Source organism: Kribbella sp. NPDC054772, from assembly GCF_053611945.1.
This window is the reverse complement of record NZ_JBSHBJ010000001.1, coordinates 520,824-545,965: the sequence shown is the minus strand read 5'-3', so window position 1 is coordinate 545,965 and position 25,142 is coordinate 520,824. Positions and strand designations below refer to the sequence as shown.

The 25,142-nt window shown below is 67.8% G+C and carries 26 protein-coding genes; 5 read left to right on the top strand and 21 right to left on the bottom strand.

What is annotated here, in order from left to right:
- Positions 1-28 precede the first annotated feature (28 nt).
- The gene (locus ACWGID_RS02720) at positions 29-661 is read left to right on the top strand and encodes a DUF899 family protein (protein WP_452193751.1); all 633 of its coding nucleotides are present in this window, start codon (positions 29-31) and stop codon (positions 659-661) included.
- Here ACWGID_RS02720 and ACWGID_RS02715 read toward each other — a convergent pair.
- The 12 genes from ACWGID_RS02715 to ACWGID_RS02660 form a co-directional block, all read right to left on the bottom strand.
- Complete coding sequence (locus ACWGID_RS02715) at positions 658-1,701, bottom strand: LLM class flavin-dependent oxidoreductase (protein ID WP_452193750.1); 1,044 nt, start codon at positions 1,699-1,701, stop codon at positions 658-660. The two genes, ACWGID_RS02720 and ACWGID_RS02715, sit on opposite strands and share 4 nt — an antisense overlap.
- The gene (locus ACWGID_RS02710; protein ID WP_452193748.1) at positions 1,698-2,474 is read right to left on the bottom strand and encodes a DUF1684 domain-containing protein; all 777 of its coding nucleotides are present in this window, start codon (positions 2,472-2,474) and stop codon (positions 1,698-1,700) included. The genes ACWGID_RS02715 and ACWGID_RS02710 overlap by 4 nt, the downstream gene beginning before the upstream one ends.
- Positions 2,471-3,571, bottom strand: a complete 1,101-nt coding sequence (locus ACWGID_RS02705; protein ID WP_452193747.1) for an LLM class flavin-dependent oxidoreductase — start codon at positions 3,569-3,571, stop codon at positions 2,471-2,473. The genes ACWGID_RS02710 and ACWGID_RS02705 overlap by 4 nt, the downstream gene beginning before the upstream one ends.
- Positions 3,561-5,420: an FAD/NAD(P)-binding protein gene (locus tag ACWGID_RS02700; protein ID WP_452193745.1), complete on the bottom strand. Its 1,860-nt coding sequence runs from the start codon at positions 5,418-5,420 to the stop codon at positions 3,561-3,563. The genes ACWGID_RS02705 and ACWGID_RS02700 overlap by 11 nt, the downstream gene beginning before the upstream one ends.
- A 101-nt stretch (positions 5,421-5,521) precedes the next feature.
- Complete coding sequence (locus tag ACWGID_RS02695) at positions 5,522-6,838, bottom strand: NtaA/DmoA family FMN-dependent monooxygenase (protein ID WP_452193743.1); 1,317 nt, start codon at positions 6,836-6,838, stop codon at positions 5,522-5,524.
- The gene (locus ACWGID_RS02690) at positions 6,835-8,106 is read right to left on the bottom strand and encodes an LLM class flavin-dependent oxidoreductase (RefSeq protein WP_452193741.1); all 1,272 of its coding nucleotides are present in this window, start codon (positions 8,104-8,106) and stop codon (positions 6,835-6,837) included. Before ACWGID_RS02690 ends, ACWGID_RS02695 begins: the two co-directional genes overlap by 4 nt.
- On the bottom strand, positions 8,103-9,158 hold the full coding sequence (gene ssuE / locus ACWGID_RS02685; protein WP_452193740.1) for an NADPH-dependent FMN reductase: 1,056 nt from the start codon (positions 9,156-9,158) through the stop codon (positions 8,103-8,105). Before ssuE ends, ACWGID_RS02690 begins: the two co-directional genes overlap by 4 nt.
- A 9-nt stretch (positions 9,159-9,167) precedes the next feature.
- Positions 9,168-10,124: an ABC transporter substrate-binding protein gene (locus ACWGID_RS02680; protein WP_452193738.1), complete on the bottom strand. Its 957-nt coding sequence runs from the start codon at positions 10,122-10,124 to the stop codon at positions 9,168-9,170.
- Between the two features lie 9 nt (positions 10,125-10,133).
- On the bottom strand, positions 10,134-11,081 hold the full coding sequence (locus tag ACWGID_RS02675) for an ABC transporter substrate-binding protein (protein ID WP_452193736.1): 948 nt from the start codon (positions 11,079-11,081) through the stop codon (positions 10,134-10,136).
- Between the two features lie 3 nt (positions 11,082-11,084).
- Complete coding sequence (locus ACWGID_RS02670; protein WP_387771110.1) at positions 11,085-11,837, bottom strand: amino acid ABC transporter ATP-binding protein; 753 nt, start codon at positions 11,835-11,837, stop codon at positions 11,085-11,087.
- Positions 11,834-12,727, bottom strand: coding sequence for an amino acid ABC transporter permease (locus tag ACWGID_RS02665; protein WP_452193735.1), 894 nt, complete (start codon positions 12,725-12,727; stop codon positions 11,834-11,836). Before ACWGID_RS02665 ends, ACWGID_RS02670 begins: the two co-directional genes overlap by 4 nt.
- A gap of 138 nt (positions 12,728-12,865) precedes the next feature.
- Positions 12,866-12,940 carry a putative leader peptide gene (locus tag ACWGID_RS02660; RefSeq protein ID WP_355483003.1) on the bottom strand — a complete coding sequence of 25 codons (75 nt, stop codon included), beginning with the start codon at positions 12,938-12,940 and terminating at the stop codon, positions 12,866-12,868.
- A 340-nt stretch (positions 12,941-13,280) separates the two neighbouring features.
- Here ACWGID_RS02660 and ACWGID_RS02655 point away from each other — a divergent pair, with 340 nt between their 5' ends.
- Positions 13,281-14,255 carry a M23 family metallopeptidase gene (locus tag ACWGID_RS02655; protein WP_452193733.1) on the top strand — a complete coding sequence of 325 codons (975 nt, stop codon included), beginning with the start codon at positions 13,281-13,283 and terminating at the stop codon, positions 14,253-14,255.
- Positions 14,256-14,336: 81 nt separating this feature from the next.
- Here the strand turns inward: ACWGID_RS02655 and ACWGID_RS02650 are convergent, their stop codons facing one another.
- The 3 genes from ACWGID_RS02650 to ACWGID_RS02640 all read right to left on the bottom strand — a co-directional run bounded on the left by ACWGID_RS02650 (position 14,337) and on the right by ACWGID_RS02640 (position 16,737).
- A complete protein-coding gene (locus ACWGID_RS02650; RefSeq protein WP_452193731.1) occupies positions 14,337-14,813 on the bottom strand; it encodes an N-acetyltransferase family protein in 477 nt (158 codons plus the stop codon).
- Positions 14,814-14,948: 135 nt separating this feature from the next.
- Positions 14,949-16,055: a sensor histidine kinase gene (locus ACWGID_RS02645; protein WP_452193729.1), complete on the bottom strand. Its 1,107-nt coding sequence runs from the start codon at positions 16,053-16,055 to the stop codon at positions 14,949-14,951.
- A 19-nt stretch (positions 16,056-16,074) separates the two neighbouring features.
- Positions 16,075-16,737 carry a response regulator transcription factor gene (locus tag ACWGID_RS02640; RefSeq protein ID WP_452193727.1) on the bottom strand — a complete coding sequence of 221 codons (663 nt, stop codon included), beginning with the start codon at positions 16,735-16,737 and terminating at the stop codon, positions 16,075-16,077.
- An 87-nt stretch (positions 16,738-16,824) separates the two neighbouring features.
- Between ACWGID_RS02640 and ACWGID_RS02635 the strand changes: the two genes are divergently transcribed.
- Positions 16,825-17,448: a M15 family metallopeptidase gene (locus ACWGID_RS02635; protein WP_452193726.1), complete on the top strand. Its 624-nt coding sequence runs from the start codon at positions 16,825-16,827 to the stop codon at positions 17,446-17,448.
- 19 nt (positions 17,449-17,467) lie between these two features.
- Here the strand turns inward: ACWGID_RS02635 and ACWGID_RS02630 are convergent, their stop codons facing one another.
- Positions 17,468-17,989 (bottom strand): N-acetyltransferase family protein, encoded by a 522-nt coding sequence (locus tag ACWGID_RS02630; protein ID WP_452193724.1) that lies wholly within the window; start codon positions 17,987-17,989, stop codon positions 17,468-17,470.
- 39 nt (positions 17,990-18,028) lie between these two features.
- On the opposite strand from ACWGID_RS02630, the gene ACWGID_RS02625 reads away from it, so the two are divergent.
- Positions 18,029-18,592: a helix-turn-helix domain-containing protein gene (locus ACWGID_RS02625; RefSeq protein WP_452193722.1), complete on the top strand. Its 564-nt coding sequence runs from the start codon at positions 18,029-18,031 to the stop codon at positions 18,590-18,592.
- Here ACWGID_RS02625 and ACWGID_RS02620 read toward each other — a convergent pair.
- Both ACWGID_RS02620 and ACWGID_RS02615 read right to left on the bottom strand, forming a co-directional pair.
- Positions 18,559-20,091 carry an FAD-dependent monooxygenase gene (locus ACWGID_RS02620; RefSeq protein WP_452193721.1) on the bottom strand — a complete coding sequence of 511 codons (1,533 nt, stop codon included), beginning with the start codon at positions 20,089-20,091 and terminating at the stop codon, positions 18,559-18,561. The genes ACWGID_RS02625 and ACWGID_RS02620 overlap by 34 nt on opposite strands.
- A gap of 73 nt (positions 20,092-20,164) precedes the next feature.
- Positions 20,165-20,773, bottom strand: coding sequence for a TetR/AcrR family transcriptional regulator (locus tag ACWGID_RS02615; protein ID WP_452193719.1), 609 nt, complete (start codon positions 20,771-20,773; stop codon positions 20,165-20,167).
- Between the two features lie 101 nt (positions 20,774-20,874).
- Here ACWGID_RS02615 and ACWGID_RS02610 point away from each other — a divergent pair, with 101 nt between their 5' ends.
- Positions 20,875-22,083: a TerC family protein gene (locus ACWGID_RS02610; RefSeq protein ID WP_452193717.1), complete on the top strand. Its 1,209-nt coding sequence runs from the start codon at positions 20,875-20,877 to the stop codon at positions 22,081-22,083.
- Positions 22,084-22,090: 7 nt separating this feature from the next.
- On the opposite strand, the gene ACWGID_RS02605 is transcribed toward ACWGID_RS02610, so the two are convergent.
- Genes ACWGID_RS02605 through ACWGID_RS02595 form a run of 3 tightly spaced genes read right to left on the bottom strand, consistent with a single transcriptional unit; the run spans position 22,091 to position 25,049 of the window.
- Positions 22,091-22,921 (bottom strand): carbohydrate ABC transporter permease, encoded by an 831-nt coding sequence (locus tag ACWGID_RS02605; RefSeq protein ID WP_452193715.1) that lies wholly within the window; start codon positions 22,919-22,921, stop codon positions 22,091-22,093.
- Between the two features lie 2 nt (positions 22,922-22,923).
- On the bottom strand, positions 22,924-23,874 hold the full coding sequence (locus tag ACWGID_RS02600; RefSeq protein ID WP_452193713.1) for a carbohydrate ABC transporter permease: 951 nt from the start codon (positions 23,872-23,874) through the stop codon (positions 22,924-22,926).
- On the bottom strand, positions 23,871-25,049 hold the full coding sequence (locus ACWGID_RS02595; RefSeq protein WP_452193712.1) for an extracellular solute-binding protein: 1,179 nt from the start codon (positions 25,047-25,049) through the stop codon (positions 23,871-23,873). Before ACWGID_RS02595 ends, ACWGID_RS02600 begins: the two co-directional genes overlap by 4 nt.
- Positions 25,050-25,142 lie beyond the last annotated feature (93 nt).

Genomic DNA, 25,142 nt, shown 5'->3' with positions numbered 1-25,142 from the left:
CAGGACAAGACCTACGAGAGGAGAGCCGATGTCCGAGACAGCGATGCCCCCGGTGGTGCCGCCCGCAGAGTGGGCGCAGGCCCGCGCCGAGCTGCTGGCCGCCGAGAAAGAGGCCACCCGCGCCCTCGACCGGATCGCGGCCCAGCGCCGGCGGCTGCCGATGGTGCGGTTCGACGAGTACACGTTCACTTCGACCGCCGGCCCGGTGACGCTGCGGGAGCTGTTCGGCGACCACCGCCAGCTCGCGCTGTACCAGTTCATGAACGCCGGCCCGGACGCGTTCTGCCCCGGCTGCACGTACTTCACCAAGAACGTCGCCAACCTCCCCGGCCTGGCGCGCAACGACATCGCCTGGGCCACCGTGTCCGACATGCCGATCGACCAGATGGCCGGCTACTGGAAGGAAATGAGCTGGGAACACATCCCGTTCGCATCCTCCGCGGGTACGACGTTTTCCGCGGACTGCGGCGCGGGCGGCGGATTCCTGCTCAATCTGTTCCTCCGCGACGGCGACACCGTCTACCGCACCTACTCCACCGGGCAGCGCGGGGTCGACCGGCTGCTGTTCAGCACCAGCGTCTCCGACCTCGCGCCGTACGGCCGCCAGGAGGACTGGGAGGACTCCCCCGAAGGCTGGCCGCAGGAGCCGACGTACGGCTAGGCCCAGACACGACTCGGGTACGAAGACCGCAGTACCGGCATCACCTCTGTGACGAAGGTCTCAACGGACTCCCGGTTCTCATCCACCGGGAGTCCAGCGACCGCTAGGGAAATCCCGGACAGCTCGTGCCGGAACGTTTCCTGGTACCGCCCGAACTTGTCGATCACCTGTTCCGGCGACCCGACCAGCACCGACCCGCCCTCGAGGAATTCCTCGAGCGTGCGGAACGGCAACTGGTTGTGCCGGGCGCCCGGTGAGTCCATGAAGGCATCGAAGATCGGCCGGTACCCGTCGACAGCCTGCTGCGAGGTCTTCTTCACGTAAAGCCCGTTGAACCCGGCACCGACCACGGCGTCGGCCGGGTCACGGCCGTATGCCTCCCAACGCTCGCGGTAGTGCCGAATCAGCCCGGCGTACTTCTCCAGCGGATGGAACCCGTTCGCCGAGAACAAGGGGTCACCCCAGCGGGCGGCCAGTTCGGTGGACTCGGTCGACGAGGCCGAACCGTGCCAGAGCGGAATGCCCTCCGGACGGTACGGCCGCGGTTGCGTGGTCGCGTCGGTCAGCGCGGGCCGGTACTTCCCCGACCACGTCACCCCGATCTCCCGGAGCAGCCGGCGGAGCAGCTCGTACTTCTCCCGGTTCCGGTCCCACTGTCCGTCCAGTTCGTACCCGAACAGTGCGTTCTGTTCCGGGTCGTTTCCTTTGCCGATGATGATGTCCAGCCGCCCACCGGACAGCTGGTCCAGCGTCGCGTAGTCCTCCGCCACTCGCACCGGGTCGAGCAACGACAGTACGGTCACCGTCGTCAGCAGCCGGATCCGAGACGTCACCGCCGCGATATAAGACAGCACGACCGGCGGAGACGACGAGATGAACCGCTGGGCGTGCCGCTCCCCCACGCCGTACGCGTCGAAGCCGAGCTCGTCCGCCCACTGCGCCTGGCTGACCACGTCCTGGAACCGCTCCGCCGGCGTGAGCTGCACCCCGCTGATCGGGTCCGGGGAGTTGTCGATCAGCGTGAAGGTGCAGAACTTCATCGGAGTTTCTTCTCGCCCGCGGTGACCGGCAGGGCCAGGCGGTTTCCGGAAACTGGTGCCGGACACGTTCCGTACGCCGTGAACGCGAACGGCAGGTTGATCGTCCGGTTGAAGTCGATCAGCACCGAGCCGTCCCGCTGCACCGGTCCGGTCGTCAGCGTCCGCCACGGCGCTGTCTCCTCGCCGTTCGTCTTGTCGTGGAACGACACGTTCAGCCGGTTGTCCCCCGCAGCGGTCGCAACCAGCTCGTACGCCGTACCGCCCAGCGCCACGTGCACGGTCCCGACAGCGGTCACATGCTGCCGCAGGTCATCCCGCGCCGTCGAAACCTCCAACTGCTGCGCCTTCGGAAACGGGCTGAAGTACCCCGTCACCACCCAACCGTCATCGAGCGGGTACGCCGGTACGCCGCGGAACTGCTGCCTCGTGACAGCGCGCGGATCCCGCTGCCTGACGGCGTACCGTCCACCGCGCAACACCAGCTCCGCCAAACGGTCGCCGTACAGCAGCCAGCTCAGTGAACCGGCTTCCGGAACGCTGGCCGAAATCGTTCCCCGGACTGGCTCCCCGCCGAGCGTCAGGTCGCCGGCTGCCGTCACATGGGCCTGCTGGTCGGCCCACCAGGTGCCTGGCAGGCCGTCGATCGTGCCCGGTTCCACCGGGAGCCAGTCGAACGCCACGATGGACAGCCAGCCGTAGTCGGTGTCCAGGTCGCGTTCGCGCGCCGCGTGCCAGGTGTGCCAGTCCTGCTCGAGGTCGGAGATGACGGTCATGACGCTTTCCTCTGTTCGCGGTGAGCCACCTCGGAGCGCACCAGCGGGATGACGTACCGGCCGAAGTCGATCGCGTCGTCGTAGATGTCGTACCCGCGGGCGGAGAAGATCCGGACGCCGAGGTCGTAGTAGTCGAGCAACGCGGCGGCCACGGTTTCCGGCGTTCCGACCAGTGCCGTGGAGTTTCCGCCACCACCGGTCAGGCCGGTCGGCGCCGTCCAGAGCGCGCGATCATGCCGCTCACCGGCCGCGACCGCCTTCAGCAACCGCTGCGATCCGGCGTTTTCCGGCGTCTTCGACCGGAGCCGGGTGCTCAACGGAACGCCGCCGGCCTGCGCGTTCTTGATCCGGCCGAGAACGTTTTCCGCCTTCTCCCAGGCCAACTCCGCGGTCGGCGCGATGATCGGCCGGAAAGCGATCTGGATCGCCGGCCGGTCGGCGCGTCCGGCACGGGCGGCCTCCGCGTCGATGGTGGCCAGCTGGTCCCGGGTCCCGGACAGCGGTTCGCCCCAGAGCGCGAAGATGTCCGCCTCGGCCGCGCCAACGGCGTACGCCGCCGCGGACGAGCCACCGAACGAGATCCGCGGTCGCGGTTGCTGCAACGGCTTGATGTCCGCGAGGAACTGCTCGAAGCGGTAGTGCTCACCCGCGAAGTCGAACCGCTCGTCCGAGGTCCAGGCCTGCTTGAGGATCTGGATGAACTCGCGGGTCCGCCCGTATCGGTCGTCCTTGGCCAGGAAGTCGCCCTCTGCGGCCTGGTCCGCGGTCGACCCGCCGGTGATCACGTGCACCTCGAACCGGCCGCCGCTGATGTGGTCCAGGGTCGCGAAGGTCTTCGCGGTCAGCGTCGGGTAGGCGACGTTCGGCCGGTGCGCGACCACCAGGTTGATCCGGTCGGTCCGGCCGGCGACGTACGCCGCGACCTGGGCCGGGTCGGGCGAGCCGGAATGGTAGGCGAACAGGATCCGGTCCCACCCGTTGTCCTCGTGGGCGCGGGCGAGCTTGGCCGTGTACTCCAGGTCCAGCGGACCGCCGGTGCGCGGCGTGACCTCGCTGGCCGGATTCGTCCCGGCGATGCCGAGGAACTCAACTGGCATGGCGTTCTTCCTTCCGTACGGTGGGTGCGAGCAGCGTGAGCAGGTCGCGGGCGACGGCGTCGTTCTGCCGGAAGCCGGGACCGTTGAAGTGCGGCCGGGAGAAACCCGACGATCCGGCCGATCCGGAAACCGACGGACCGAGCAGAAACAACGCGGAATGGACCGTTCCGTCGGCGCGGATCGCGCGGGACCGGGAGTCTGCCTTGAGCTGACCGCCGCCGAGACTCGTGCCGTCAGCGGCGAACAACTCGTCGGCGGCCAGCGCGCCGGAGTCCAGCAGTCCGCGAAGCAGCGGATCCGTCGTCGCGAGTACGTCGGGCCTCGGCAACCGCGCCTCGACGAACGCCCGGGCCCGGACCTCGCCTGCCACGCCGGGACTCCGGGCCACGAACTGATCGTTGTCGATGGCAACTTCCAGGTCGGGCCCGGCGAACCGTACGATGCCGGCCCGGTGCAACGCGAGCAGTTCCTCGAGCCGTCGCGGCGGCGGCCCGCTGGCCACGAACGAGAAGAACCCGTGCCACTCGGACTCCACCCGCCGGACCCGGTCCTCGTCGGACAGCTGCCCGTCGGTGATCGCCCGCGACAGCACGCTGTAGATACTCAGCAGCGCGTTGAACACCGCCAGATCGGCCGAGTACGCCGGATCCGCGCGCCGCAGCAGGTCCTTCTCGATCAGCTCGGTCAGAAAACGTTCGAACTGATTCCGTTCCGGAAACAACTTTCCGGCCAGCGGCCGGTCCACCTCGTGCCGGACGAATCGGTCGTCGGGATCCGGAACGGCGGCGGAAACCGCGGAATCCCACTCCGCCGGCTCCCAACGGTCCAGCACCGCAGCGAAGTCGGCCCAGGACCACCGGGTGCGTTCCGGATGTGCGGTGAACAGTTGCCGGTAGTGGGCGTGCGCCAACTCCTTCTCGATCAACGGCAGCACATCGCGATCGAAGTCGAGCAGGCCGCCGCCCAACGCCTCCTTGGTGAGATAGCGCGTGGGCACCGGCTTGGTACCGGCCACGGTGTAGCCGAGTTTCGCGTGGTACGGGACGCCGCGGCGCGAACCGACGTACAGGATCGGTTCGTCGCCGGAAGGGTGGTACGTGAGCAGTCCGCCGCATTCGTCGTACCAGCCGCCACGGCCTTCGGTGAGCAGCACCATGAGGTCGACGAACGCCTGCCCGAATCCCCGGACGATCACTGGCGCGTTCGGCCACAACCCGTCGAGGTCGACGTCGGCGGTGTAGCCCGGCGGGACGTACGTCAGCCCCGCGTCCGCGGCCTGCGCGGCCCACGCCGCTTCCGAGGCCGTCGGCAACCGATCCAGGTACCCGAGCGCGAGGACCACCGCGTCGGCCGCGATCTCCCGGCCGGACGCGAGGATCACCCGCTGATCCGGCATCAGCGCGACCGCCCGTTCCCGATGGGTCGTGACGGTCGCGGGGAGATCGCGGACGACGCGCTCCCACACCCACGCCAGGTACTCCGCCTGCACCAGACGCGGTGGGAAGTCCATCGGCCCGGGCGGTTCGAGCCCGGCCCGCTCGAGGATCACCGCGCCCTCACCGGCGACCCAGGTCGCGAGATCCGGACCCGGCGTGATCGGCCCGGCGCACTCGACCGACTCGTCGGTGAAGATCGTGATGTCCGACGTCATCGAGTTCATCCACAGCAGCCGCGACTGCTCCCGCCGCCAGATCCGCCCGCCACCCGCCGGAAACGGATCCACCACGTGGATGTGCACTTCTCGCCCGTCGAGAAGCTCCGGCGCACTCGCCGCGAACCGTTCGAGCAGCCCGACGGTCCGCGGACCCCCGCCGACGAACACGATGGTCGCCGTCCCATCCCCGGTCACAGAGCGGGCGGACCCGTCGCGGTGCCGAGCGTGCGAACCGGCAGCCTCAGGGGATATCCGCTGCAGCGGCACGCACCGGATTTCGCTCGCCCGTGAGTCCGTCATCCGCGCAGCCCGAGGTGGTCGCGGAGCGTCGTACCGGAATACTCGGAACGGAAAACGCCGCGCTCGCGGAGCAAGGGGACGACCCGGTCGACGAAGTCGTCGAGTCCACCGGGAGTCAGGTGCGGAACGAGGACGAAACCGTCGGCGGCGTCCTCCTGGACGTGCCGGCTGACCGCCTCGGAAACTGTTTCCGGCGAGCCGACGAAGGTCTGGCGGTTCTGCTGGTTGATGACGGTCTGCCGCAGCGACCAGCCGTGCAGCTCCGCCTGCGCCCGCCATTCCGCAACGATCGGAAACGGATCGTTGTAGCCGACCCGCCCCTGCGTCACCGACGAACCGACCACCGGGTCCTCGGCCGGCAGCGGCCCGTCCGGGTCGTACGCCGACAGGTCGCGACCCCACAGCAACTCGGCCAGCACCAAGGCGGTCGGCCCCGACACCTGCTGCTCCCGGATGTACGCCGCTTTCTCGATCGCGTCCGCATCGGTGTCCGCGACGACGACCGTCACCGCGGGCATGATCTTCAGCGAGTCCTCGGCCCGCCCGTACTTCGCGAGTCGCGACTTCACGTCCTTGTAGAAGGTCTTCCCGGCCTCGAACGTCCCGTGCCGGCTGAAGATCACGTCCGCACTCGAGGCCGCGAACTCCCGGCCCTGATCGCTGTCACCGGCCTGGATGATCACCGGCCGGCCCTGCGGTGATGGCGGCAGCCCGAACCGTCCGCGGATCGTGAAGTGGTCGCCCTCGTCCGCGAAGGCCCCAGCGCCCTCGCGGGCGAAAACGCTCGCCGCCTGGTCGAGGACGAGGTCGTCGGCGGTCCAGGAATCCCAGAGTTTCCGGACGATCCGGAGCGATTCCTGCGCGCGGACGTAGCGGTCGGCCTTGTCTAGGTATCCGCCGCGTCGGAAGTTCTCGCCGGTGAACGCGTCCCAGGAGGTGACGACGTTCCAGGCCGCGCGGCCGCCGGAGAGATGGTCGAGGGTGGACAGGCGCTTGGCCAGTTCGTACGGCTCGTTGAAGGTCGAGTTCACGGTGGCGGCCAGACCGAGGTGAGTGGTGACCGCCGCGAGGGCGCTGAGCACGGTCAACGACTCCGGGCGGCCGACGACGTCGAGGTCGTGGATCCTGCCTTTGACCTCCCGCAACCGCAGGCCTTCGGCGAGGAAGAAGAAATCGAACGTTCCGCGTTCCGCGGTTTCAGCGAGTTTCCGGAACGATCCGAAATCGATCTGCGACCCGGCGGCCGGGTCGGACCAGACGGTCGTGTTGTTCACGCCGGGGAAGTGCGCCGCGAGGTGGATCTGCTTCGTCATCGCGGACTCCCCGCGTACCGGTTCCGCATCCGCCGCAGTCCGAGCCGGCCGCGGAAACTTCCCGCCCGTTCCGGCGGCCCGACCAGTCCGCGTTTCCGCAACGCCGGCAACAACTCGTCCGCGATCAAGGGAACATCGAGCTCCAACGACCCCGGCCGAAGATGCACCCCGTCAACCCCCGCCGCGATCCACCCCTCGATCGCCCGCACCACCCGCTCCACCCCATCCCGATGCAACTCCACCCGCACAGAAGCCAGCACCACCGGCCCACCCGACCCCCGCCCAGCCGCATCACCGCGCGCGGCCGCATCACCCCGCTGAGCCTTGCCACCCCGCTCAGCCACCTCGTCCCGCCGAGCCGCGTCCGCCGACACCGTCACACTCCGGCCCCCATCCCCCGCCGTCAGCGCCACACTCCGCCGCCCACCCGCTAGACCCGCGACCGCTCCACCCTCGGTCGCTCCGGCCTCGCGACGCGGTCCCGTCCCCGATGCCCCGCCCGCGCCACGCGGCGCTTCGCGTGCGCCCCGGTGTTCGCCGCGCAACGCCCGTACCTGGGTTGGGAGGGCGTCCGATGCCGGCAGTAGCACCAGCTCGGCGTCCGCGGCGGCCTCCAGCGCCTCTGGCGTGCTCACGCGAATCGCAGTCACCGGATGCCCCTGCGGAGGCCGGGGCACGATCGACGGCCCCTTGACCGCGAACGTCGGGGACTCGAAGTCCACGTAATGCAGCTTGTCCCGATCGATGTACCGCCCCGTCAACGAGTCCCGAATGATCGCGTCGTCCTCCCACGAATCCCACAGCCGCCGGCTGACATCAACGACGTACCGCGCCTCGCGCCACGTTTCCGCCGCAGGTGCCGGCTCGCGACGACCAATCACCGCCGCAGCCTCAGCAGAAGAGGAAACATCAGCCACCCACCCGCCACGCCCGGCCGAGATGTGGTCGAGCGTCGCAACCGACGCCTGCACGTGGAACGGCTCCGTGTGCGTGACGGTGATCGTCGGCAGCAACCCGATCCGCCGCGTCACCGGCGCAACCCGAGCCGCCAGCCCAAGCGCATCCAGCCGAACACTCACCTGCCCAGGTACGTCGTCCGGCGCCTCCAACGCATCCACGAACGTCGCGAAGTCGACGCCGGCCGCCTCAGCCCGCTGCACCGCCCGTACGGCGAGTTCCCCGGTGAGCACCGCCCGCGGATCAACCTCGGACCCCCGCCACGCCGCGGAGTCACCACCGGCACCATCGATCTCGACTCCGATGATCATGACGCCACCCGGAAAGCCACCGGAATCTCTTTCCGGAACGGCAACGGACCAATCGTTTCCGGATCCACCTCGGTGTCGAACTGCGGCAGGAACCCGGCCGCCAGATACAACCCCGCCGCCTCCGGCTGCCGCGGACCCGTCGTCAGATACAACTGCCGATACCCGAGATCGACAGCCACCGCCTCGAGCTCCGCCAGCACCCGCCGACCGAGCCCCTGCCGCCGATGCAGCTGCGACGTCCACATCCGCTTCACCTCCGCGGTCTCGTCGTTGTACCTCCGGATCGCGCCGCCGGCCACCGTGCGACCGCCGTACCGCAGCAGCACGAACGCCCCGCCCTGCTCGGCATGGAAATCCGACGGCGGTACTTCGGTGAGCTGCGTGTTCTCGTTGGTTCGCCCGTACCGCGTGCTGTACTCGACCACCAGATCCGCGAGCAGCGGCGCCGCCGCCGGATCCTCGGGACGCACACGGACCGCCTCCACCGCACCGATCGGCACCGGCACGCTCTCCTCCGCCGGCCCGCCCTCGACGGTCGCGAGGAACGCCTCGGTCACCTGATACAGCGGGACGGACGCCGCCGCATCGAGCAGGACCCCGCCCCCGTCGTACACCTGAATGTGCGACGACAGCACGAACCAGCCCTGTCCGATCGCTCCCGCCCCGAGACTGGTCAGCACCGGCCGCAGCGCGTAGTCGATCACCAGCACATGCGCCGGCGTCCCACCTGTTGCCAACGGCAACACATTCTTGCCCTTCAACGCGTACTGCGGCAGCAGATCCAGGAAGACCTTCAACAACCCGGAGTACGCCGCTTTGTAGACCGGTGTCGTGACGACAACGGCATCCGCGGTTTCCAGCACCGCGGCCGCGGCGGCGATCGCGGGATGATCGGCCTGCCCGTGCAGCAACGGCTCGGCCGGGAGATCCCGCAGCACGATCGGGGTCACGGTGTGGCCGTGGCTGATCAGACGCTTGGTGACATAGTCGAGGACCGCATCGGTGCGGGACGGAACGGACGGACTGCTGGAGATCGTTGCGATGATCGCCATGGAGCTCTCCTATTTCTTGGGAAGGCCGGGCGGGTTGACCAACGACTTCGGGACGGCCTCGCCTTGCAGGCCCCACTTGGCGAGGACCTTCGCGTAACTGCCGTCGGCGATCGCGGCGTTCAGCGCGTCGGCGAGCGGCTTGGCCAGGCCGTTGCCCTTCTTCGTGGTGATCCCGACCAGCCCCTGCACCGGGTAACTGGACGAGACGGTGCCGACGATCTCGGTCTGGTGCTGCGTGGCGACGTGGTACGTCGCGTTCGGGTTCGGACCGAGATAGAGGTCGATCCGCCCGGACTGCAGCGCGAGATAGGTGTCCGCGGCCTGCTGGTAGTACTTCAGGTTCGCGGGTTTCCGGCCGGCCGCGGCGTTCTGCTTGTTCCAGTCGACCAGGATCGCTTCCTGCAACGTTCCGGAACTGACCGCGACGGTCTTTCCGGAAATGTCCGCCGGTCCGCTGATCTTCAGTCCCGAACCGAGCTTCGCCTCGAAGGCGTGCAGCCCGAGCCGATACGTCGCGAAGTCGTACTTCTCCTTGCGCAGTTCGGAGACCCCGATGTTCGAGATTCCGACCTGGTATTTTCCGGAATCGAGTCCCAGGAACAAGTTTTCCCAGCTGGTCGTGTCGATCTCCGGCCGCAGCCCGAGCACGCTCGCGACCAGGTACGCGATGTCGATCTCGGTCCCGATCGGCGTCTTGTTGTCGTCGGCCGTGAACCCGAGCGGCGGCAGGCCACCGCCCGCTGACCCGTTCCCGATCACCAGCTTCCCGGATTCCCGCACCGCCCTCGGCAGTTCCGCTGCGATCGCATCCACCTTCGCCGTGGTGATGTGCTGCTGCGTCGCCGAGGTGTCGAACGCGACCTGCGACGCGTCACCGCTCTTCGGGGGCGCACTGGTCTGCGGGCCGGCGCAGGCGGCCGCCGCCAGCAGAACCACGCCGTACAGCAAGGTCCAACGTCTTCTCATCTGATGTCCTCAGCTCGTCAGCGGGAGGCCGGGTGGGTTGATCTCGGAGGTGGTGACGGCTTCGTTGCTCACGTTCCAGCGGGCCAGGACCTTGGCGTAGCTGCCGTCCGCGATCACGCCGTTGATCGCGGCCTGATACGCCTTGACCAGGCCGCTGTCCTTCTTCGTGGTGGCCGCGATCAGCCCCTGCAACGCTGGCCCGGCGCCGGAGAACTTGCCGATCGTCTCGGTCTCACCGGACGTCTTCACGTGGTAGGCGATCGACGGGTTCGGCCCGAGGTACGCGTCGATCCGGCCGGAGCTGAGCGCCAGGTACGTGTCGGTGTTCTTCTGGAAGTACTTGATGGTTGCTGCGGGCAACCCGGCCTTGATGTTCGCCTCGTTCCAGTCGACCAGAATCTTTTCCTGGTTCGTTCCGGAACCGACCGCGATCGTTTTCCCGGCGATGTCCTTGGCGCCGGCGACCCGCCAGCTGCCGCCCTTCTTCGCCTCGAACGCGATGTCGTCCTTGCGGTACGTCGCGAAGTCGTACTTCTGTTTCCGCTTCTCGGTGACCGTGATGTTCGAGAACCCGACGTCGTAGTTGGCCGAGTCGAGACCCACGAACAGGTTCTCCCAACTCGTCACCTCGATCTCCGGCCGCAGGCCGAGCGCCTGCGTGACCAGATAGGCGATGTCCACCTCGAGGCCGATCGGGGTCTTGTTGTCGTCGGCGTAGAAGCCGAGCGGCACGCTGCCGCTGCCGAAGCCGGCACCGACGGCCAAGGTGCCGCGGTCGCGGACCTGGGCGGGCAGCAGCGCGGCGGCGGCCTCGTTCTTCGTCGTCGTCACGCGGTTCTGCTCCGCGGAGGTGTTCACGCCGGTGTCAGAGGCCGCAGTCGCCTGCGGTTCGGTGCCACAACCAGCCGTTCCGAGTACGAGCAGACCGGCCGCGGCGATGAGCAGGAGTCGTTTCATCAGTCAGAGAACCTTGGAGATGAAGGCGCGAGTGCGCTCGTGGACAGGGTTGTCGAGGACCGCGCGCGGTGGGCCGGACTCGACGATCCGGCCGCCGTCGATGAAGACCACGGTGTCGGCGATCTCCCGGGCGAAGCCGATCTCGTGGGTGACGACGACCATCGTGGCGCCGTCCCGCGCGAGTTCCTTGATCACGTCGAGGACCTCGCCGACGAGCTCCGGGTCGAGCGCGCTGGTCGGTTCGTCGAACAGCAGGACCTTCGGTTTCAGCGCCAGCGCGCGGGCGATGGCGACCCGCTGCTGCTGACCGCCGGAAAGTTTCCTGGGGTACACGTCGGCCTTGTCGCCGACCCCGACCCGCTCCAGCAACTCCCGCGCGTACGGCTCGACCTCGCTGCGTTTCCGGCGCTGTGCGGAAACCGGTGCCTCGACGACGTTCTGCAGCACGGTCAGGTGCCCGAACAGGTTGAACGTCTGGAACACGAACCCGACCTGCGACCGTTGCCGGAGGATCTCCCGTTCCCGCAGTTCGTGCAGCTTGTTCCCGCGCCGTTTGTACCCGATCAGCTCGCCGTCGATCCGGATCAGCCCGCGGTCCACCTTCTCCAGGTGGTTGATCGACCGCAGCAACGTCGACTTTCCCGATCCGGACGGTCCGAGGATCACGGTGACCGCGCCGGCCGGTACGTCGAGGTCGATCCCCTTCAGTACTTCGAGGTCGCCGAAGCTCTTGTGCACGCCCTTGATGTCGATCATCGCGTCGTCCCGCGGGCGAAGCGGCGCTCGACGTAGTACTGCACGATCGACAGCAGCGTGGTCAGCACGATGTACCAGACCGTCGCGACCATCAGCAGCGGTACGACGCGACTGTTCCGGCCGTAGATCACCTGGACCTGGTAAAAGAGCTCGGGGATCGCCATCACCGAGACGATCGAGGTGCCCTTGAACAGGCTGATCACCTCGTTCGCGCCGTTCGGCAGGATCGACCGCATCGCCTGCGGCAGCACGATCCGGAAAAACTGGCGCGGTTTCGGAATGCCGAGTGCCGCGGCGGCCTCCAGCTGGCCGGCGTCGACAGAAATGATTCCGCCACGGATGATCTCCGCGGCGTACGCCGCCTGGTGCAGCGCGAGCCCCAGTACGGCGGCCCCCAGCGGACCGAACAGGTCGTTGGTACTGAAGTGCACGAACTCCGGACCGAACGGGATGCCGAGGCTGAGCTCCTGATACAGGTACGCGATGTTGAACCAGAACAGCAGCTGCACGATCAACGGAATCGAACGGAACGCCCAGATGTAGCCCCAGGAAACGACTTGGAGGAACGGGCTGCTGGACAGCCGCATCGACGCCAGCACCGCCCCGAGTACGAAGCCGAGCACCGTGCCGTACGCCGTCAGCTGAATGGTCACCCAGAGTGCGGAAAACACTGTCCGGGTGGCGAAGAACTGGAAGAACGTCGGCCAGTCCCACCCCGGATTCGTGACGAGGCCGTGCACGAACATCGCGAGCAGGACCAGTACGACGCCGACGCCGACCCAGCGCCACGGATGCCGGCGGGCGACGACGGGGAGATCGGCTTCGAGAGGTATCGCGGTCGCCGGCGGACCGGTCGTACCGGACGCGGACGTGACTGACGTGGTGGACACGATGAGACTCCCTGGCGGTGGGCAGGCTTCGCGGGCCCTTCGGCGGCGGAGGGCGGCAGGTGGCAGCGGACGTCCGGGAAGCGGACGCCGTCAGCAGGACGTGCGGTGGCTCAGCTCAGATACGGCTCAGACACCGGATCAGCGCAGACAGAGTGCGCTGGAGACGCGGAGCAGGTCGATGTGGAGGCGGTAGTACGGCGGCTTGCGCGTCATGTCCGTCCCCTCTCGTCGGCCGTGTCACTTCAGTATGGGACGCGCCTGAAAGATTAGTAAGTTGGTCGACAAAGCTCTCAATATGTGGACGGCTTATACCGGTCCGAAAGGGCCGTTCGGCCCTAATCTGGACGTGATCCGCGTCACCTCGACGCCGCCTTTCTTCCCCAGGCGGTTCACGCCTGAGCATGCACCGGGCGGCAGGGTGGCCTCACCGAGCGTGTTCGATTTCGTTGAACTTTCCGCAATCTGTGTTTGAGGCGTTCGTGACCCGGTCGTTATGGTCGTTCAGTCGTCGTACCCCCTCAGCGGCGGCAGCCCCTCCCTGGAAGGTTTTGTCGTGCCCCCTCATCAAGACGCGCCGGACGCAGACCGGCCGGCGTCGCGTCGTCCGGCTGCGCTGCGCCGGGTGGCCAAGCACCGCTTCATCCGTCGCCACGCGACCCGTCGTACCCAGATCATCGGTCTGACCGCCGCCCTGGCGGCCGCGGCCGGAACCGCCACCGTCGGCCTCAGTTCGGCCGCATCCGGTCCGTCGTCACCGGCGCCGAGCACCGGCCTGAACCCCTTGCAGGCCGACGCTCTGAACGCCGCTCGTATCGACCGGCGCGACCTCGGATCGCGGGACACGTCCCGGATCGACCTGTCGCTGGCGACGGCGCAGAAGTCCGCCCAGCAGGCTGCCCAGAAGGCGGCTCAGAAGGCGGCTCAGCAGGCCGCGCAGAAGGCAGCTCAGCAGCGGGCCTCGAAGCTCGCCGCGAACGCGGCCCTGACGCAGCGCCGGGCGCTCGCCCTGGCCGCGGCCAAGGCGGCCGCGGCGAAGAAGGCCGCCGCCAACGCCAAGGCCCTCGCCGAGGCGAAGGCCGAGGTCGCCGCGAAGGCCGCGGCGCTCAAGGCGGCCGCCGAGAAGGCCAAGGCCAAGATCGTCCTGCCGACCACCGGCTACCACCTGACCGCCCGGTTCAACCAGGCCGGCGGCCGCTGGGCGCACAACCACACGGGTCTGGACTTCGCGGCCCCGATGGGTACGCCGGTGCGCTCGGTGATGGCCGGTACGGTCATCCAGGCCGACTTCGAAGGCGCGTACGGCCGCCAGGTCAAGGTGCGGCACTCCGACGGCACCGTCACGTCGTACAGCCACATGGAAGAGTTCGACGTCTCGGTCGGTGACTCGGTCGACGCCGGCTCCATGGTCGGCCGGATCGGCATGACCGGCAACACCACCGGCCCGCACGTCCACTTCGAGGTCCTCCCCGGCGGCGGCGACCCGATCGACCCCGAGCCCTGGCTCCACAAACACGGCCTCAACCCGTAACCCCCACCGCTAGCCAAAAGGCGCCGCGCCCATCCACCCCCGGATGAGCACGGCGCCTTCGCTACTGTTCCCCCGCAGTCGCTACAGAGTTTTCGCCATGTCGAGGGCGTCGATGTAGGTGCCTTCGATGAGGAACTCTTGGGGGTGGGTGCCTTCGAGGACGTAGCCGTGGCGTTCGTACAGGCGGCGGGCCGGCGTGTTGGTGCTATGGACGTGCAGGCTGATCTTGCGGGCGCCGCGGTTGCGGGCCTCGGCGGTGGTGGCCTCCATCAGGGCGTTGGCGACGCCGAGGCGACGGGCGTCGTGAGCGACCGCGAGACCGTTGATCGTCAGAACGCCGGAGCCCTCGGGAAACGGGTACTTGTCCTGAAGCCTGAGGTAGCCGACCACCTTCCCGCCGTACTCCGCCACCAGGTGTGCCTCCGGACCGCTGCGGCTGAAGAACGTGTCCTGGAGGTTGTCCTGGTAGGACGGGAACCCGGACGACGCATCCCAGGAGCTCCGCTCGATCGCAAGCAGCGCGGCGTCGTCCTCCTCGCGGGCGAACCGAACGGTCACTTCGCGGTCGACTGACTGACTGGCAGCCGGCCAAGTGGATTCTGGCTGGCTGTCGTGTGGCTGGGCGGGTTGCGGCTGGCGGTCATCACTCACCTGACAATCCTCGCTCTCGGACCGGGCCAACCAACTGTCGGCTCAGCTATCCACGACAGCCTCGGGCAGTACGACGGTCGCGGTCAGCCCGCCGCCCGGATTCGCGACGAGCTCCAAGCGCCCGCGATGCACCTCGACGATCCGATCCACCAAGGCCAGCCCGAGCCCGTGACCGGCCCGGTACCGATCCTTCGTGAACGGTTCGACGAAGGTCCGAACCCGTTCCGGATCCAGCAGCTCACCATCGTTGCGTACGACGAGTGCGCCGCCGGAAACCGTGACCTCGACCGACCCGCCGCCGTGCCGGATCGCGTTCTGCACCAGGTTGGTCACCACTTGGTGCAACAGAACATCATTGCCCTCGACAACAGTTTCCGTCAGCTCGGACGACAGCGTGACGCCGGCTCCGGCAGCCTCCGCCGACAACGCCGGCCAGGCGGCCCGCAGTACCGCGGAAAGGTCGACCGGATCCAGCTCGCCGGCCTGTTCACTCAGTGCGTTCCGGTTGTTCAGGGCCGTCAAGCTCAGCAGTGCCTCGACGATGTCGATCCCGCGCTGGTTTGTTTCCGCCAGTCGTTTCACGAGTTGCGGAACATCCTGATGGTCCGGATCCGCCTGCGCGACGTCCAGCATCGTCTTCATCACCGCGTGTGGGGTCCGCAGTTCGTGCGACGCGTTCGCCGCGAATCGCCGGTACTGCTCGAACGACAACTGCAGCCGGTCGAGCATCTGGTCGAACGTGTCCGAGAGCTCGGTGAACTCGTCCCGCATCCCGGTGAGCCCGATCCGGTGGTCCAGCGATCCGCTCCCCGCTTTCCGTGCTGCGGCGGTGATTTCCTGCAGCGGCCTCAGCATCCGGCCCGCCAGGAACCACCCGGCGACCAGCCCGACGATTGCCAGGAACCCGATTGCCGCCGCGGAGAGTTTCACCACGAGGTCGAGGATCTCGCCGCGTGACGGCGGCAGCCCGTCGCGCAGGTCACGCGGATTGGCAGCGGTCAGTGGGTAGTTCGGAACGATCCGGAAAACCAGCCAGATGATGCATGCGACCACGGCGCCCGAGAGCACCAGCAGGCCCGCGTAACTCAACGTCAGCCGCAGCCGCACCGTCAACCGCGGCCGCCAGGTCATCAACTGCTCGTCGCTCACGCCACCATCACCCCGCCGCTCACGCGTCACCGATCCGGTAGCCGACACCTGGGACGGTGTGGATGACCCACGGATCACCAAGTCGTTTCCGCAACGCCGAGATCGTCAACCGGACCGCATTGCTGAACGGATCCGCGTTCTCGTCCCACGCTTTCTCCAGCAGGGTTTCCGCACTGATCACCCCACCACGAGCAGCCATCAATACCTCGAGTACGGCGAACTGTTTCCGCTGGAGCTTCACGTAGCGTCCGGAGCGGTACACCTCGCGCCGGAACGGGTCCAACCGCACCCCGGCGTACTCGAGCACGGTCGGGGTCGTCGCGGCGGGCCGTCGTACCAGCGCACGGAGGCGTACGACGAGTTCGCGGAGCTCGAACGGTTTGGTCAGGTAGTCGTCGGCGCCGAGCTCGAACCCGGCCACCTTGTCGTCGAGATCACCGGCCGCGGTGAGCATGAGCACTCGGCACCCGATGCCTTGCGCAACGATCTGCCGGCACACCTCGTCGCCGCTGACCCCGGGGAGATCACGGTCCAGCACCACAACGTCGTACGCCGTGACTGTCACGGACTCCAGCGCGGAGTGCCCGTCGAAGGCCAGATCGGCCGCGATCGCCTCCAGCCGCAGACCGGCCTGGATCGCTTCCGCGAGATAGACCTCGTCCTCGACGACCAGCACCCGCATACCGTCCATTGAAGCAGGTGGGGTGTATGGAAAACGTATTCGAAATTGCAGACGCTCCGGCAACATCGTTCCGGATGGACTGTCGGCATGCTCATCGATCACCTCGCTGCCATCTACCGACGCGGACGCCGGTCGGCCACTCCGGCCGGCCTGGCGATCGTTGCCGCAGTCATCAGTTTCTCGCTGGCCGCCTGTACAGCGGTTTCCGCGCAGGACACGCCGCCCGGATCGGCGTCCACCTCCGGTCCGATGCGGGGCGGATCCGATCGCGGTGGCTCCGGCTCGGGCGGTCCGGGCGCCGCGGACGGCGTACTGCCGGATCACACCTCCGCGTCGGACACCGACCTGCCCGGGATCGCCAGGCTCGACCCGGCGCTGCGGAAAGCGGTGCAGCGGGCCGAGGCCGCGATGAAGGACGACGGGATCAGGATGCAGGTCACCACCGGCTGGCGGAGCCGGAAATACCAGGAAGAGTTGCTGGAAAAGGCGATCCGGAAATACGGCAGCAAGAAGAAGGCACTGAAGTGGGTCGCCGACCCGGACGAGTCGCACCACGTGACCGGACACGCCGTCGACATCGGCCCCACCGATGCCGACGACTGGCTGATCCGCAAAGGCAACCGCTACGGCCTCTGCCAGACCCTCGCCAACGAAATGTGGCACTTCGAACTCGCCACCACCCCCGGGGGCACCTGCCCACCGATGAGCTAGGCACCGGATGGTTAGGGTCTTAGCTGGGTTCTGCCGGCGGGTCGGGAAGTTCGGCGAGGGGGCGTTGGGCCCAGGCGACGTCGTGCCAGGTGTCGAGTTTCCAGCCGATGTTCCGGTAGGTGCCGATGGGCTCGAAGCCGAGGGACTTATGGAGACCCTCGCTGGCGGGGTTGGGAAGAGTCATACCGGCCACCGCAGTCCGGAAACCGCGGTCCGTCAGGCGGGCGAACAGCGCCTCGTACAGAGCGCGGCCGGCGCCGGAGCGGCGGCGGCCCGGTTCGACGTACACGCTGACTTCGCAGGACCAGCGGTACGCCGCGCGCGGTTTCATCGGACCGGCGTACGCGTACCCGACGACGCGGTGTTCGTCTTCGAGGACCAGCCACGCATGGGTCGACTGCGCCTTGGCGATTCGCTCGGCCATCTCCACGACTGTCGGCGGGTCGATCTCGAAGGTGATCGCGGTGCCGGTGACATAGGGCGCGTAGATCGCCGCGCAGGCCTCGGCATCAGCTTCCGAGGCGTCTCTGACCTGAACCATGGCACGATAGTAGCCACAACTGGCGCTATAGTGGCAAGCGTGATCGACGATCTGTCTCGTTCCTTGGCGGCCACCGTGCAGCAGGCGCGCACCGCACAGGACCTGTCCGTGAACGCGCTGGCCGAGCGGTCGGGAGTGTCGCGGGCGATGATCGGGAAGATCGAGCGCGGCGAGGCGCAACCCACCGCCGTACTGCTCGGAAAGTTGTCCGGCGCGCTCGGAATGACGTTGTCCGAACTGGTCGCCCGCGCGGAAACCACAGGCGAACTGCTCCGCAGAGCGGACGACCAGCCGGTCTGGACGGATCCGGTCACCGGGTACCGCCGGCGGGCGGTGTCCCCGGCGACCGATGGGCCGCTGGAGTTGGTCGAGGTGGAACTGCCGGCCGGCGCCTCGGTCTCGTACCCGGCCGACGCCTACATCTTCAAGAACCAGCAGCTGTGGATCCTCGACGGACACCTCCGCTTCCACGAAGGCTCCCAGGTCCACGACCTGCACACCGGCGACTGCCTCCACCTCGGCCCACCGTCGGCGACCACCTTCCACAACCCCGGTACGACGCCCTGCCGCTACCTCGTCGCGCTGGTCAAGGGCCGCGCCTGAAACCACCGCCCCAAGGACTCGCGCAAACCACTCACATCCTGGGCCGCCGCATCGGCGGGTTCTGTGGCCCAGGCGACGTAGCCGTCGGGGCGGATGAGGAGGGCGATCTGGCGTTCGCCGCGGCCGGTGATCACGTCCACCTGTTCCGGAACGGGCTCGGCAGCGAACGCGCCGTCGGGTGTCAGGTCGACGAGCAGCGAACGGCCGGCGTGCATCAGCTCGGTCAGCCGCACCGTCCCGGAATCGCGTTCGATCCTGAGATCCGGTGCCCATCGCCCGACCATCGGGTGCGGACCGTCGTGGTACCGGATGTCCGCGCCGGAAATCAGGTCGGCCACTCGCTTCACGTTCCCCGGATCGTCGAGAAACTCCCCGAACAGTTTCCGCAACTCCGTCACGTCGTTGCCCGGGGCAATCAGCGCGGACTGGGCCTGGGTCTGCAGCACCACCCGCTCCCCCACCGGCCGCCGCTCGGACTCGTACGTGTCGAGCAACCCCGGCGGAGCCCAACCCTGTACCTCAGCAGCCAGCTTCCACCCGAGGTTGACCGCATCCTGCAGCCCGAGATTCAGCCCAGGCCCGCCGATCGCGGAATGCACGTGCGCGGCATCACCGACCAGCAACACCCGCCCGGAACGGAACCGTGACGCCAGCCGGCTGTTTCCGCCCACAACCCGCCGCAACTGCCGCACCCCGTCACCTGTCGGCTCGACCAGCGGCAGATGTACGCCGAGCACTCGATCCGCGCTCGCCTGCAGTTCCGAGAACGTCATCTCGCCATCCGATGGCGTGTCCCACTCGCCCGTACTCACGGCCGGCAACCGATTCGGAAACGGTGCCCACACGAACAGTCCATGTTCCGTCCGCTGATGCAGGAACGGCGGGATCACGCCGTACCCCGGAACCTTCAGCACCCCGTTCACGATGTACTCCGGCGGCACCGTGGCACTGCCCGTCCGGGACACCATCGAGTCGTTGGTGACGCCCGGAAAGTCGATCCCGGCGAGTTTCCGCGTCACGCTGCGACCACCGTCGGCGCCGACGAGGTACCCGGTCCGCAGTTGGTACTCCCCCTCGGGACCGGACAGCGAGATCGTCACCCCGTCCGCGTCCTGGGTGAATCCGAGCAGCTCGTGACCGCGCCGGATCTCGGCCCCGAGCTCCAGCGCCCGCTCCTCGAGAACCTCCTCGATCCGCACCTGCGGCACCTGCAGCAGATAGACCGGGTTCTCCTCGAGCAGGTCGAGACGCAACGGCATCGCGCCGAACACGAAACCCGGAGCCGGCCGCGGCGCGCCCGTCGTACCGCTCAGGCGTTCGTAGATTCCGCGCCGGTCGAGCATCCGGACGACCTGGCCGACGAGACCGTTGGCCCGCGGCGTCGTACTGCGTTCCGGCAGTTTCTCGAGCACGATCGGCCGGATTCCGGCGAGCAGCAGCTCACCGGCCAGCATGAGGCCGTTCGGTCCGGCCCCGGCAATGACGACTTCGGCGTCCATGACGTCCCTCCACTCAGGCGTGACTGACCGCCCCGGCGACTCACCGGGGTTCGCAAAGCTGTGAAGCTGGGTGTTACTCGGGGATCGGCAGGCCGGCGGCGACCAGGTCGAGCGCCTCCGACAGCAGGTCGGCGACGGAACGCGGCGGGTCGGCGCGCAGCCACTCCGCCGTCACAACGCCACGGGTCGCGTTGATCACCTCCGAGACCAGCCGGGGATACAGCCCCGACGTACCGGTCCGGTCCGCGATCGCGGCTGTCAGCTCATCCCCGGCGCGGGCATAGGCGCGCGCGACCGCACCTTGCAGAGCGGGCTCGGTCATCATCAGCCGGATGCCTGTCAGCCATTTCTCGTCCGGCGGGCGCCGGCCGCCGTGGCCCTCCTCGCCGAGCGCGAAATGAGCCTCGATCGCGACCCGGAGCGCGGTCCAGAGCGGCTCGTCCGCCGGCCGGGCCCGGAGCTCCTCGGCGATCCGCAGACTCCGGTCGACCTCGCGGGCCGCGATCGCGTCGGCCTTGCTGTCGAAGTAGTTGCGGAACGTGCGCAGCGAGACGCCCGCCTCGGCGGCGATGTCCTCGATCCGCACGTTGCCATACCCGCGTTCGACGGTGAGCCGGACCGCCGCCCAGCTCAGCGCGATCCGGGTCTCCTGTTTCTTGCGCTCGCGCAACCCGTCTGCCATGTCATGACCGTAACAGAAGTTGCCCAAAGAGCAAAGATGCCTTTCCGGCAATTTTCTCGAAGTCGGGCAGACGCGGAGGGCGAGCATGGTTGGGTTAGGGCATGACCGTGTCCCCTCTGGTCTGGGTGCTGACGCTGCTGGCGATCGCCGGGCTGCTGTTGTTCGACTACTTCTTCCACGTCCGGTCGGCGCACGTGCCGACGCTCCGCGAAGCCGCGGCGTGGTCCGCGGTCTACGTCGGGATCGCGATCCTGTTCGGGCTCGGAACGCTGCTGATCGGCGGCACCGGCATGGGCTCGGAGTACTTCGCCGGGTACATCACCGAGAAAGCGCTCTCGGTGGACAACCTGTTCGTGTTCCTGATCATCATGAGCGGTTTCCGGGTGCCACGGGAGAACCAGCAGAAGGTCCTGCTGGTCGGGATCGTGGTCAGCCTGATCGCGCGGTCCGCGTTCATCTTCGTCGGCTCGGCGCTGCTGCACACGTTTTCCTGGGTGTTCTACCTGTTCGGAATCGCGCTGCTGCTGACCGCCGGGAACATGCTCAAACCGGAAACCGAGGAATCCCACCAGGCCCAGAACATCGTCGTCCGGATGGCCCGGCGGCTGTTCCGGACCACCGACGAGTACGACGGGGACCGGATGACGACGCGGGTCGACGGCCGCCGGATGCTGACGCCGATGCTGCTGGTGATGGTCGCGATCGGCTTCACCGACCTGATGTTCGCGCTGGACTCGATCCCGGCAATCTTCGGCCTCACCCAGAACGTGTACGTCGTGTTCACCGCGACCGCGTTCAGTCTGCTCGGACTGCGGCAACTGTTCTTCCTGCTCGACGGCCTGCTGGACCGGTTGATCTACCTGTCCTTCGGCCTGGCCGCGATCCTGGTGTTCATCGGCGCCAAGCTGATCCTGCACGCGCTGAACGAGAACAACCTGCCGTTCATCAACGGTGGTGACCACGTCGAGGTGGCCGAGATCAGCACCGGGCTCTCGCTGGCCGTGATCCTGGTGGTCCTGCTGATCACGATCTTCGCCTCACTGTTCAGCACCCGCGGACGCACGCAGACCGCGATGGCCCACATCCGCCGCGACGCGGTCGCCTACCTCGACCCGGAGTACACCGACGACCCGGCCGAGCGGGAGCGAGTCTTCCAGCGGCTGCTGCGGGCCCGCGACCACATCACGGACCTCGGCCCGAAGGCGAAGCAGCAGGTCCGGAACGAGGAAGACCTGATGGCGCTGTGCCGGCAGGTCGGCGAGGCCCACGCCACGGCGCACGCCGACCACGAGATCCGGCCCAGCTTGTAGCTCCGGTCTAGCCCTTGACCGCTCCGGAGGCGAGACCGGACACGTAGAACCGCTGCAGGCCGACGTACAGCACGACGCACGGAATCATCGCGATCACCGATCCGGCCACCAACGAGCCGAAGTTGATCTCGCCGTACGCGCCGGCCTGGACGTTCACCAGCGCGACGGGCAGCGTGTACAGCTCGTCCTTGGTCAGGAACGTGAGCGCTCCGAGGAACTCGGTCCAGGCGGCGAGGAACGCGTACAGCGCCACCGTCGCGGCGCCGGGAGTGATCAGCGGGCGCAGTACGGAACCGATCATCCGGAACGTTCCGCACCCGTCGACATGGGCGGAGTCCTCGAGTTCGACCGGCACCGAGGAGAACGAGTTCCGCATCACGAACACCCCGAACGGCAGGTTGACCGTGGTGTAGAACAGCACCAGCCCGAGCAGGCTGTCGGTGAGCCGCAGGACGTTCATCTCCAGGTAGAGCGGCGTCAGGATCGCCTGGAACGGGATCATCATCGACACCACCACGAGCGCGAACAACACCGGCCCGCTGCGGAACCGGAAACGCGCGAACCCGTACCCCGCCAGCGTCGCGAGCAGCGCAGTCAGGACCGACGTACTGATCGCCACGAGCAGACTGTTTCCGACCGCCCGGATCAGGTTTCCGGGTCCCTCGATCAGGGTCCGGAAGTTGTCCCAGGTGAGCTGGAAGAACGTCCTTCCGTCCGGTGCCGCGACGATCACGTCGTTCGGCTGCACCGACCGGAAGAGTGCCCACAGCAACGGTACGGCGAAGACCAGGAACGCCCCGCCGCCACCGATGACGTAAAACGTGTTCTTGAGTCGCATCGTCAGTCCTTCTCCCGGAGCAGCCGGAACTGGGCCGCGGTGACGAGCCCGACCACGATCACCAGCACGATCGACAGCGCGGTCGCGGCACCGAGCTGCAGCTGGACGAAGGCGCGGTTGTAGATGTACTGCACCACCGTCGTGGTGTCCGTCCCGGGACCTCCGCGGGTCAGGATGTAGAACTGCGAGAACGCCAGCAACGACCCGATCACCGAGATGATCACCGCCATCGCGATGGTCCGGCGCAGGATCGGAATCGTGATTTCCTGTTCCTGTTTCCACCAGCCGGCGCCGTCCAGTTCGGCGGACTCGTAGTACTCCCGCGGGATCGCCTGCATGCCGGCCATCAGCAACATCATCGTCAGCCCACTGACCGCCCAGATCACCAGCACGCAGATCAGTCCGGTCGCGAGTGGCCCATCCACCAGCCAGGCCGTCGTACCGTCGGTGATCCCGAGTTCGCGGAGCACGATGTTGATCACTCCGCTCTCCGGCTGGGCCTCCAGGACCGTGACGAAGCTGAGCGTCGACAAGCCGACGACGAACGGGAGGAAGAAGACCGTGCGCAGCAGCGTCGAGCCGCGGCGCTTCCGGCGTACCAGGACCGCGAGGGCGTACCCGAGCACGAGGATCGGTCCGGTCACGATGACCGTGTAGAGCAGCGTGTAGAGGACGGACTTGGCGAACGCGGCGTCGGAGACGATCGCCGTGTAGTTCTTCAGCCCGCTGAACTTGACGGAGCCGATCAGCGGCCAGTTGGTCAGCGAGATCACGAGGGCGAAGACGAGCGGGACAAGGACGAAGACGCCGACGAACAGTACGGCGGGACTCACCAGGAGCAGGCCGGTTCGCGACGGATGGGTCAGCGAGCCGCGACCCACTCGGCCGCGTGCCGAAGCGGCCCGGCGCAGACCCGGATCCAGGCGACGATTGCCGCGCACCGCGGTACTCATGCCTGCCCCTGACGGAGAATGCGGTCATAGTTCTGCTGGGCTTCTTTCATGGCGGCCTCCAGCTCGCCGTCGAACACGGCGCGGCGGAACATCTGCAGCCACGGCCCGTCCGGCTGGTTGTAGAGGAGGTTGTAGGAAAGCGTTGTCGGCGCGTACCCCTCCTTGATGCGTTCCAGCGGCAGCGTCGCCAACGGGTACTTCTTCGCGAACTCCGGCGTCCGCGCGTCCGACCGCACCGGCGTGTATCCGCCGGCCGGCAGGTCGATCTGCTGCGGCAGGTCCAGCGCGAACCGGACGAACTCCCACGCGCCGGACGCGTTCCGGGCGCCGCGCGGAATGCACATGTTGTCGCCGCCGTCGAAGAACGCCGCGCCGCCGTCCGGTCCGGACAACAGCCGCGGCGTGACCTTCTTCTGGAAAGCCGGGTCCGATCCGGACACCACCACGCTGTAGTTCGACGGAAAGATTCCGACCTTTCCGGCCCGGAAATCACTGCCCCATCGGGAAGCGTCGTCCGAGAAGTTCGGCCGCGGCACCAGACCGTCGACCCAGAGCTGGCGGTGCAGCTCGAGCATTTGCCGGACGGTGTCGTTCCCAATGATGTGCCCGGACTGACTTCCGATGGTGCCCTGGATGAGATCCGTGTCCGCGGCCCAGACCATCGGCTGGACGACGAACCCGAGCGCACCCGGGCTGTTCGCCGGGAAACTCCAGGCGTAGATGTCGTCGCCGAGTTTCCGCAACCGGCGGGCGGCGTCCAGCAGGTTTCCGAACGACTTCACGGCCTCGTCCGGATCGACGTCCGCCTTGTCGCAGAGCTCGGTGTTGAACCAGAACATCGAGTTGTCGGCGAGGTACGGAACGCCGTACACGCGCTCGTTCCTGGTCGCCAGCCGCAGGTGGCCCGGGCTCAGCTGGTCCCGGAAATCCAGCGCGGCGAGCGGTTCCGTGAGGTCCGTGAACGCGTCGCGGTAGATGAACAGCATTGAGTTGATGTCGTCGATGTCGACCAGGTCCGGCACCGTCCGGCCGCGGATCGCGGTCGCCAGCTTGGTCACGTACTGGGCGTCCAGAACCGGCGTCAGCTCGACGGTGAGCCGGTTCTGGGACGCGTTGAACTTCTTCACCAGGTCGGTCAGACCGCTCTGCGTCGCCGCCCGGCACCACACCTGCACGGTGCCGGTGGAGGGGGGGGGGGGGGGGGGAACCCAGCGCCGCCCGGCCGGCGGCGTGCGGGCGCGAGGCGCCGAGCCGCGGCACCGCCCGCG